The organism is Hyphomonas sp. BRH_c22, from assembly GCF_000961795.1.
Classification (GTDB): domain Bacteria; phylum Pseudomonadota; class Alphaproteobacteria; order Caulobacterales; family Hyphomonadaceae; genus Hyphomonas.
This window is the reverse complement of record NZ_LADU01000024.1, coordinates 1-6,024: the sequence shown is the minus strand read 5'-3', so window position 1 is coordinate 6,024 and position 6,024 is coordinate 1. Positions and strand designations below refer to the sequence as shown.

At 58.7% G+C, this 6,024-nt stretch carries 8 protein-coding genes; 3 read left to right on the top strand and 5 right to left on the bottom strand.

Going from position 1 to position 6,024, the window contains the following annotated elements; all coding sequences use genetic code 11:
• The 3 genes from VR74_RS03800 to VR74_RS03790 form a co-directional block, all read left to right on the top strand.
• Positions 1-951 (top strand): site-specific integrase (locus tag VR74_RS03800; RefSeq protein ID WP_045694559.1); only part of this gene is annotated, 951 nt, incomplete at its 5' end.
• A gap of 143 nt (positions 952-1,094) precedes the next feature.
• Positions 1,095-1,346: a helix-turn-helix domain-containing protein gene (locus VR74_RS03795; RefSeq protein WP_045694557.1), complete on the top strand. Its 252-nt coding sequence runs from the start codon at positions 1,095-1,097 to the stop codon at positions 1,344-1,346.
• Positions 1,346-2,656 (top strand): type II toxin-antitoxin system HipA family toxin, encoded by a 1,311-nt coding sequence (locus VR74_RS03790; RefSeq protein ID WP_045694556.1) that lies wholly within the window; start codon positions 1,346-1,348, stop codon positions 2,654-2,656. Before VR74_RS03795 ends, VR74_RS03790 begins: the two co-directional genes overlap by 1 nt.
• A 10-nt stretch (positions 2,657-2,666) precedes the next feature.
• On the opposite strand, the gene VR74_RS21505 is transcribed toward VR74_RS03790, so the two are convergent.
• The 5 genes from VR74_RS21505 to trbF form a co-directional block, all read right to left on the bottom strand.
• Positions 2,667-2,861: an AlpA family phage regulatory protein gene (locus VR74_RS21505; RefSeq protein ID WP_045694555.1), complete on the bottom strand. Its 195-nt coding sequence runs from the start codon at positions 2,859-2,861 to the stop codon at positions 2,667-2,669.
• Positions 2,862-2,898: 37 nt separating this feature from the next.
• A complete protein-coding gene (locus VR74_RS03780) occupies positions 2,899-3,117 on the bottom strand; it encodes a DUF2274 domain-containing protein (RefSeq protein ID WP_045694553.1) in 219 nt (72 codons plus the stop codon).
• Positions 3,105-4,373 carry a TrbI/VirB10 family protein gene (locus tag VR74_RS03775; protein ID WP_045694551.1) on the bottom strand — a complete coding sequence of 423 codons (1,269 nt, stop codon included), beginning with the start codon at positions 4,371-4,373 and terminating at the stop codon, positions 3,105-3,107. Before VR74_RS03775 ends, VR74_RS03780 begins: the two co-directional genes overlap by 13 nt.
• Complete coding sequence (gene trbG / locus VR74_RS03770; RefSeq protein WP_045694550.1) at positions 4,370-5,398, bottom strand: P-type conjugative transfer protein TrbG; 1,029 nt, start codon at positions 5,396-5,398, stop codon at positions 4,370-4,372. Before trbG ends, VR74_RS03775 begins: the two co-directional genes overlap by 4 nt.
• A 13-nt stretch (positions 5,399-5,411) precedes the next feature.
• Positions 5,412-6,024 (bottom strand): conjugal transfer protein TrbF (trbF, locus tag VR74_RS03765; RefSeq protein WP_045694548.1); only part of this gene is annotated, 613 nt, incomplete at its 5' end.

The following is a 6,024-nucleotide window of genomic DNA, read 5'->3' as shown; positions in this document are numbered from 1 at the left end:
GAGAAAGAACGCAAAGCTTGGATCAATACGCTTCGGACTTATGCTGTCCCGATCATCGGCAAACTAGACGTTGAGAACATTTCCACACTTCACGTCGCTGATGTGCTCAAGCCAATCTGGTCAACGAAACGCGAACTTGCAAAAAAGATCAGGGTACGCCTCGATAAGATATTTGTCTGGTTGAAGGCAACGGGATATCGGGAGCAAGACAGTCCCGCCAAATGGGTGGACCTTAAACCGATTTTGGATCCCCTGGGACGCGATAAGAAAGCCGCGCATCGGCCAGCGGTGGCATTCGTTGACGCGCCGAGGTGGTTCGAATTGATCCGCCAGAAAAAAAGCTTGTCTGCGCGCGCGCTCGAGTTTCTGTGCCTTACGGCGGTAAGGTCGGGTGATGTGAGATACATGTCCTGGAGTGAGGTCGATTTCGACACAAGAATCTGGACGATACCGCCGAACAGACAAGGGACAAAACTCAAGACCCGAGACCACAAAGTCCCGCTTACCGAGCCGATGCTGGAGCTATTACGAGCGGTAAAACAAGAACAGAACGGCGAATATGTTTTCGCGGGGCTCAATGGTTGCCCTATGAGCGAAAATACAATTTCCAAACTCATGCGGGAAGTTCATTTGGAGGAGATCGCAGCTGGTCGAAAGGGCTTCCTGGATCAACAGACAGGGAAACGCGCGGTGCCGCACGGGTTGCGGTCAACTTTCAGGGATTGGGTCGCTGAGTGTACCAACTACCCGGGCGAACTCGCTGAAATCGCAATTGCTCATAAGCAGGGGTCAGAGACGGAGCTAGCCTATAAGAGGCTTTCCCAAGTAGAAAAACGCCGCCGCATGATGTCTGACTGGAGTAACTATCTGGGCCATCGCCCAGCCAAGGTCTCCACACGCTCGAACGCACCTCGCCAGTCAACTCATAGCCTGCACTATGATCCAGTGTAGGTCTGCCCTGTCGCGCCATTAATCCATTCGACCAAAAGCTAGTTATGCGCTGCAGGCGATAAACCTCTATTATACGCCGTAGCGTATATTGACATTTTATGCGCTGTAGCGTATGGGGGTATAAATAGTCAGGAAGCTCGCAAATGTCAGAACTCGTCAGATCACCTAAGCAGCTTGGCGTCGCCTTGCGGCGCTCTCGTCGCGCGCAGGCGATGACGCAGGCTGACTTGGCCAGCCGAGCCGGCGTGAGGCAAGGCACAATCTCACATGTGGAGAACGGGCTCGAAACGGTCAAGCTTACCACGGTCATGGACCTGTTGAGAGCGCTTGATCTTGAGATTGTTGTTCGGCAACGCACGAAAGGCTCGCACAGTGACATTGAGGACCTGTTCTGATGCCCCGGTCACGGCGGAGCGAAAGACTGGTCGTCGCCCTGAATGGCCGCGTCGTCGGGGGGCTTGATCGCGCGCCGAACGGCGCAATTTCCTTTGCGTATGACAAGGAATGGCTCACCGATTCGCGCCGGGCCATACCCGTTTCGTTGTCGCTACCGTTGCGTGAGGAGCGTTATACCGGGGCCGAAGTGTCCGCCTTCTTCGACAATCTTCTTCCGGACAATGACCAGATCAGGCGCAAGGTTGCCGCGAAGGTGGGGGCGGAGGGCACGGACGCGTTCAGCCTCCTGAACCAGATTGGCCGTGACTGCGTCGGGGCTCTGCAATTCGTACCGGAAGGCGATGAGATAACACCGCCCACACTGCCCAAATATCTTCAGCTGAGCGACGCAGACGTCGCTGAGATCATTCGCAACCTGGCCACAGCGCCGCTGGGTGTCAGGCCGAGTGGCGAACGGGAACTGCGTATCTCCATTGCAGGCGCACAGGAAAAAACGGCCTTGCTCTGGAATGATGGCTGGTGCTTGCCAAAAGGCACAACGCCAACCACGCATATTCTAAAGCCTGGACTTGGCAAACTTCCGAATGGACTCGATATGACCCAGAGTGTCGAGAACGAGCATTTCTGTCTAGCTCTATGCCGGGAACTCGGGCTGGAAGTGGCGCAAAGCCAGATTGTTGATGTCGATGGCATCCGCATTCTCGCTGTGGAGCGCTTTGACCGCTTGAAAGCGAGTGATGGCCGATTGCTCCGTATTCCCCAGGAAGATTTCTGCCAAGCGCTCTCGGTGCCCTCGATACGCAAGTATAACAATGATGGTGGACCAGGCATCCGCGAATGCCTCGGCCTCCTGGCAGGCAGCGACTATGCTGAAAAGGACAGGCTGGCCTTCCTGAAGGCCCAGATCGTGTTCTGGCTGATTGGCGCTACTGATGGCCACGCCAAGAATTTCAGCCTCTTTCTGACACCCGGGGGGCGCTACAGAATGACACCGCTCTACGACATCATGTCCTTGCAGCCGAACTATGCGGCGAAGCAGCTGAGGCGGAAGGAATTTCGTGTCTCAATGGCGGTAGGGGATAATCGAAACTATGCGGTGGAAAGTATCCTCCCGTACCACTTCCTTGAGGACGCGAAAGCGGCCGGAATGGCGCAAGATCGGGTCAGGAGTCTCTTTGGCAGTCTTGGCGAAACTATTGAGGGTGCCCTCGAGCGAACCGTCGCAATCATGCCAGACGATTTTCCGAAGCTTCTGTTCGAACGAATTGGTGATGCGATGCGTAAACGCTCGGCCAAGTTTCTGAATTGAGCAGGAGTGTTCACGACCTGGTATATGTCTGCCGGGGAGCTTCCTCGATCCAGTCCTGAATTTCTTGCTCTCGCCATCGTACCGCGTCTCCCGGCAACTTTACGGGTGCTGGAAACACTTTCGCGCGGACCTTCCGCCAAAGAGTCGTCCGGCTCTTATACCCGGTGAGGTCCAGGACCTGCTTGGCTGTGATTAATCTGGCCATTATTCTTACTCCACTGTTGACTACACTATTGTTGAAATCAAGCTTTTCGAGCTTTACGGAATCCGGTGTCACTCGCCAAAAAGGTTTCCAGCATCAGCGGCACCAGTGCAGAAGCCGAAACCTCCACTCCGTGAATCTCGGAATGAATTCGCGCATAGTCCTCCAGATCCGCCGCTAGCAGCGGGTCGACCAGGACGGCGAGTTTCTGCGGCGTCCGATCCGGAAGCGGCCCGATCTTCAAACTCACTTCACCCATGGCTGGTCTCCTCCATCATACGGCTTCAGGATAATATCCTTGTTAACAAGCACGCCGAGCCGCCAGCCGGGCCGGATGGTGATCGAGGGCTGGACGTCGAGATTGCGGCGCACGATTTCCTGTCCGGCCTCATTAGCGCCGGTCTGCGCGGAGCGGCGGAGTGCACGGGCGATGTCGCCTTCATCGTCGTTTGCGAGTTCGGACCCGACGCCGAGCAAGGTCGACAGTGCGACGCCCTGCAACAGCTTCCAGGAATGATAGTCGACCTTGTCTTCGAGCCCGGCATAGCCGCGCGCATCGGTGCCGGCGAGATTGTCGATGCGGATCGAGAACCCGTCAGGCATCACGATCCGGCTCCAGACGAGAAGCGCCCGGGACTGGCCGAATGCGATGACACTGTCATAGCTCCCGATCAAGCGCGCGCCCTGCGGTACGAGCACAGTCTCACCTGTGACCGTGTCGTAGACCGGGCTCGTTACCTGTGCGATGACTTGGCCCGGAAGATCGGAGTTCACCCCCGTCAGCAGTGTTGCCGAGATGATCGTTCCCGCCATCAGCTGGTAGGGTGAGACCGGCGTCTCGAGCCGGTGCGGATTGTAGATAGACGGATCCGTCTCGGTGCCCAGAAAATCCAGCTTGTGGACTTGCCGGTTCGGATCCTCACTGAGAGGTGATCCAAAAGCGCTGCCATCAGATGGTGCAAACGCCGAGAGGTCCGGAAAACTGATCGAAGCCGCTGATGGACTCGCAACGCTTCCTCCCAGGCTTTGCGACCCGGAACTCGATCCAACCTGGAAAAATACTCCGCTCCCACGCGCCGCATCAGATAGCGCGGCTTCACGTGCTCGCAGCTCTGCCTCCAATGCATCCATTTGCTCGCGCATCGGACCAGATTCAGGCGCATCCTGCTCAGGCAATCCCATCCGTCCTTCGCGCTGCGCCTTCAGGATCGGTGTGCCCAGGTCTCCCGGCAGCGGCGGACCGAGGATATCCTCTTCCGGCGGCAGCTCGCCATAAGACTTCGGCAGCGCGGCAAGTCCATCCGCCTCCGGATTGTGTCCGGTATTGTAGAGTTCGCGGGCAGGACTGCCGCTTTCGTCCTTCGGTCCTTTTAGGGCGAAGGCCAGAGAGCCGAGCACAATCGCGCTGCCGGTGCCGAGGAGCACCATGAGCGCCCGTTTTGAGAACCGTTTGACGGGTCTCGGTTTCCCCCGGATTTCAAGCGGCTTGGGTGGTGGGGAGGCAACCTCTGTCATGGCCGGGCGCCGCCAAGATCGTTGCGGGCAATCTTCACGACTTCCTGTCGTTTCTCGCCAAGGCGCAGTTCGGCGCGCGCGAACAGGCGGTCGACGACATAATAGGCACCGGACATGCGATAGTTTACGAGCTGGGACTTGCCGTCCCGGCCGATGACGAACAGGGCCGGGGCTTCGCCCTGGTCGAGCCGGGCCGGGAACTGGATATAGACCTTGCGGCCATCGTCGAACACGCGATCCGGCCGCCAGTGCGGCTCATCGCCGTCGATGTCGTAACGGAACTTCAACCGATCAAGCTGCAATCCTGCTGGCGACGACGATGCGGAAGCCCGCCCCGCGCTCGAACTCGCCACCCGTGTCACCAATTGCTGATCGGCATAGCGCCAGGACACGGCCGCCATATAGGTCTCTTCGAACGCGCGCAGTTCGAGGTGATAGGCCCGCAGGCTCGTCGTGATGATGAGGTTGGTCTTGAGACCGGCCTGTGTCGGCTTGATCAGGATATGGGCCTGCGCCTCGCTGCCCGTTCCGGAGACCGTGTCTCCCAGCACCCAGCGGACTGTGTCACCGGCAGAGACCGAAACAAGTTCCTCGCCGGGCTGGAGGACGATGTCGGTCACCTGTTCTGGGGCGCAATAGACCTGGTAGAGCGCGCCCACGGTATAAGGATAGACTTGGATCGCGTTCATATAATTGTCGAGGGAGGGTTCGACCGCCGCCTTGCCGTTTGCCGTCTCTATGGCCTGGTAGGGCTCAAGGGATGGCCGATCTGCCTCCGTCGGCATGGGTTTCAACTGGCCGGGCATCGCGCCTGTAACACTTGTCGGCGTATAGGTGCGGTAGATAACCGGCGTTGGAGCAAAGTCCGCGTCGCCGATATCGGTCTCTTCCGCGTCAGGGGCGAGATAGAGATCTTCGACATAGTCCGGTTCATCGAGCGTGATGTCGGGACCGATGGCTGCAGGAAAGGACTCGCACGCCGCAAGCGCGGAGGAAGCGAGAAGGATCAGGGCGAGGCGTTTCATGGGGGATGTGCTCCTATTGATGGTCTTTTGACCAGTTGAGGCCGTGGACGTAGAGGCCGAGAGGATTAGCCCGGAGGGCTTCTTCGGTGCGGGGCGGGTCGATGACGATCGAGAACACGCCGGTATGGTTGGACTGGCCGGTCTCGGTGCCGTTGCGATAGGCGGTTTCGCGCCAACGAACGGTGAAGCTGTCGTCCGAGGCGCGTACCACGCTCGTCACATCGACAGACACCGAGCGCCGCCCGAGATCAGCAAACGGATCATTGTCGCGGGCATAATCATTCAGCGTCGCCGCGGCCCGGTCGGTTGCATAGGCATAGGCCTTCAGCCAGTTCTGCCGGACCACCACAGGATCGATCGAGATGGATCGTGTGTTCTTGACGAACTCGGCAAGATGGAACGCGATCTGCGCATCGGTCGGCTCATAGCTTCCCTCGGCGGGGCCGACGGCGCGCACGGCGCCTTCTCCGGTCAGCTCGACCACGTAAGGCGTGACGAAGGACTGGGTCGAGCGCCAGACGAGGCCACCCGCCAGCACGAACGAGAGGCCAAGGCTTCCCAGCGCGGCCAGCCGCCAATTGGCCGCCTGCACGCGCGCTGACCCGATCCGGTCGTCCCAGGCCTGC